General features: G+C 67.2%; 3 protein-coding genes. All 3 read left to right on the plus strand.

The features are described from left to right. Nucleotides 1-259: hypothetical protein (locus tag ABD768_RS42920; RefSeq protein WP_344850744.1), on the plus strand; the 259-nt coding region annotated here is incomplete at its 5' end. Between the two features lie 466 nt (nucleotides 260-725). Then, nucleotides 726-968, plus strand: a complete 243-nt coding sequence (locus tag ABD768_RS42925) for a type II toxin-antitoxin system Phd/YefM family antitoxin (RefSeq protein WP_344850746.1) — start codon at nucleotides 726-728, stop codon at nucleotides 966-968. Further along, the gene (locus tag ABD768_RS42930; protein WP_344850748.1) at nucleotides 965-1228 is read left to right on the plus strand and encodes a Txe/YoeB family addiction module toxin; all 264 of its coding nucleotides are present in this window, start codon (nucleotides 965-967) and stop codon (nucleotides 1226-1228) included. The genes ABD768_RS42925 and ABD768_RS42930 overlap by 4 nt, the downstream gene beginning before the upstream one ends. The last annotated feature ends 256 nt before the right edge of the window (nucleotides 1229-1484 follow it).

Genomic DNA, 1484 nt, shown 5'->3' on the forward strand with positions numbered 1-1484 from the left:
GGTGGTGCTGAACAGGCCGATGAACTGGATGGACATCCACGACCACCACAGCCACGGCAGCGCCATCGCCAGCTCCGCGACCCCGGCAAACTGCCTCCAGCCCCGCTGGGCAGGTTCTGGCCGCGACTGCGGAACGTGGTTCGAGGCGGGCCGGGCCGCCCAGGGCGCGACCGACTGCGGGTCAGCAATCGCCGGGCTGGGCTGCGGTACGTATGTCGGCCGCGGCTGGGGTGCGATTGGCGCCGGAGGCTGCGCCTGAATGGCCGGCGGTTGGGTCGTCGCGGCCGGGATCTGCCAGCCGGGGTTCTGGCTGGGCAGTGGTGGGCCTGGTGGTCGACCAGGGGCCGGCCGATGGGAAGGGCCAAGCTCCCGCGGAAGAGGAGGCCCGGACGGCTGGTGAGCTGAGCCAGGCTGCGGAGTCGGATTGTTGCTTTCAGCCCCATTCATCTTTCGCAGCGTAATCACGCCCGCCGACACAGCCCAGGGGTTTTGCAGCTACCTGCAGCCGATCAGCCTTGACGCTGGGTGCGGTCGAGTGCGGTCGAGTGCGGTTGAGTGCGGTTGAGTGCCTGGTCATCCGAGCCTGTCTGTGCCTGGTCGACGGCAGCGGGGCCGGGCCTCGACTCCGGCCGCCTGAAATCGGCCCGACCAGTCACCCGCGCGAAGTGGTACCATTTTCGGTACAAGGGGTCGAGTCGGGGCAACGCGATTGTGAGGTATCCAGATTGGCGATTAACGCATCCACGGCAAGGCGGGAACTGTTCCCGCTGATCGAGCAAGTCAACGACGACCACAACCCTGTGGAGATCACGTCGAAGGCCGGCAACGCGGTGCTGATGTCGCTAGACGACTACACCGCCTTGACGGAGACGGCATACCTCCTGAGGTCGCCCGCGAACGCGCAGCGGCTACTGGACAGCCTGAATCAGGCCAGGGCGGGCGACCGAAAGGAACACCCGCTGACGTGAGAGTCGTATTCACCCCGATCGGCTGGGAGGACTACACCCACTGGCAGGCCAACGACCGCGCCCAGGTCAAGCGGATCAACCGCCTGATCGAAGACGCGCTCCGCGACCCGACCAGCGGCATCGGCAAACCCGAACCGCTCAAGCACGTGCTTCAGGGCGCGTGGTCCCGGCGGATCGACCAGGAGCACCGGCTCGTCTACCTGGTCGACGGTGACGACCTGGTGGTGCTCCAGGCCCGCTACCACTACGAGAAGAAGTAGCTCCCACCCGCAGCACCCCGGCGGCGGTTTCCTCGAGGAACCGGGCCGCCGGCCTTTTCGGTGGCGAGGGCCTGGCGAAGGTGGCAAGGGTGAGCAGATTGCCCAACGTTGACCACCTCGTTACGCTCGCTGCGGAGACGAACGGCGGCCCCGCCGTCCAGTGAGTCAGTTCCGCAGCGATCCGCCACTCGGCAAAGATCCTGCCCGCGGCGAAGCCCAGACCAACCTGTCGTACGGCACGTTGACGGCCCCCGCT

The sequence above is a fragment of the Kribbella ginsengisoli genome (assembly GCF_039537185.1).
Lineage (GTDB): Bacteria > Actinomycetota > Actinomycetes > Propionibacteriales > Kribbellaceae > Kribbella > Kribbella koreensis.